Genomic DNA, 1,669 nt, shown 5'->3' with positions numbered 1-1,669 from the left:
TCCTCCACCCCCTCCCCCGCCCCGGGGGCGTCGAGGAGGAGGGCACTCCGGTTTCAGGTCTCTTCGTCGACGCGGGCCTCGCCCGCGAGCACGTTCGCGGTGAGCCGGCGCAGCGCCAGTCGGGTGGCCTCGAACTCGTCCTCCGGCAGGTCGATCACGCGGCCGATCGCCTCGGGGATGCCCCGGGCACGGGTGCGCAGGTCGTGGCCCTCCTCGGTGGTGGTGACCCGGACCGACCGTTCGTCGTCGGGGTCCCGGTCCCTGCGGAGCAGGCCGTTGGTCTCCAGGCGCTTGAGCAGAGGGGTGAGGGTGCCGTAGTCGAGCTGGAGCACCGCGCCGATCTCCTTGACCGAACACTCCCCCCGTTCCCACAGCAGCATCATGACGAGGTACTGCGGGTAGGTCAGACCGAGCGGATCGAGCAGGGGGCGGTAGAGGTTCGTGACAGCGCGAGATGCCGCGTACAGCGCGAAGCACATCTGCTCGTCGACTGGCGGAAGTTCGAAGTCGCCCTTGCGGGCGGGGGATCGGTCGGGCATCGCACAACATCGTAGTAACCGCGCACCCGATGTCAAAGCCCACAATTGCCTTGCGCACAAGCTAAAAAAGGACGCCGGTGACGAACGATTCCATACAAGAACAAGGAGGACGGCGCGCATTCGTGCACAGGAACACGCTCTGCGCGACCGAAAAACCCGCACAGCGTTGGGGTGGTCCTCCTCGCCTCCGCGTGTGCCGGAGGACGCCGCCCGGAGCCCACGGGCGACCCCCTTCCCGGTGACTGTGTCCCGACGAGGGTCACCACCGGCACGTGGTCGTGATGGCGGCGGGACCGCCGTGGACGTGGGGTCCGGCGAGGTCTCCGTAGGGAGGGGCCCTCACGGTCCCGCACCACCAGGCCGCCGACGACCCTGCGGGAACACCGGTCGCACGACCTGGTGTCGTCCGGGTGTGTGGGGCGCAGCGGGATCGGCTCGGTTTCCCTTCGCGTGCCTTGTCGGGAACGTGCGCTCGCCCAACGCACATGGCGTGGATCCGGTGAGATCCTCACTGGAAAAGAAATCGAGAGAACTGTCGTGGGAGAGATGAAGGACAGCCCACCGAGCGGCGTTGACGTGCGACGATGAAAGAAGAAGCGCAAGGGTGTGGTGCGAACGATCGTGTGGCATGGGTGAATACCGCGATTCCGGGATTTCTCTTTATGGGACGCGATCACCATGCGGGGAAAGGCGCCGTCACTCCGTCGAACAGGAGGGCCACAGTGTCCGGGCGGGGAGGGCGCGGTGCCGTGCGAGGCATGTCGGGGCCGGAGGGGTCGGATAACGGAACGCGCGCCCGCGCACGCGCGCGAGAGGCCGCAGGGTGCTGACGCCGCACCGGGGGTGCGGGAGGCCCGGGAGGAAGGGCACCCGACGATGCGTGGTGACGCCGACCGAGGTCGACCGTACGGCGGGACGGGGCGCCTCGTCCCGTGTCCGGCGACACAACGGTCCCGGTTTGCTTGGGTCTCGGGGTGGGGGTAATGTTCTCCGAGTCGCCGCGGGACGGCGAGCGGCCCTCACCGGGCCGACTCGGAACCGGGCCGCGATCTCAGACATCCTCTGCGCAGTGAACCCGGTCCGAGCGGTGCTCGGGGCATGTAAACTCGCAGAGTCGCTTCGAAGAAAGC

Annotated in this window: 1 protein-coding gene; it reads right to left on the bottom strand. The window is 68.2% G+C overall.

Annotation, left to right across the window (positions count from 1 at the left end; translation table 11 throughout):
* Window positions 1-53: 53 nt before the first annotated feature.
* Window positions 54-539 (bottom strand): MarR family winged helix-turn-helix transcriptional regulator, encoded by a 486-nt coding sequence (locus DSY14_RS27730; protein WP_211719553.1) that lies wholly within the window; start codon window positions 537-539, stop codon window positions 54-56.
* Window positions 540-1,669: the final 1,130 nt, after the last annotated feature.

The sequence above is a fragment of the Nocardiopsis sp. MG754419 genome, assembly GCF_018207095.1.
Lineage (GTDB): Bacteria > Actinomycetota > Actinomycetes > Streptosporangiales > Streptosporangiaceae > Nocardiopsis.
Note: the sequence above shows the minus strand (reverse complement) of the source record. Positions and strands in the feature narration are given on the sequence as shown.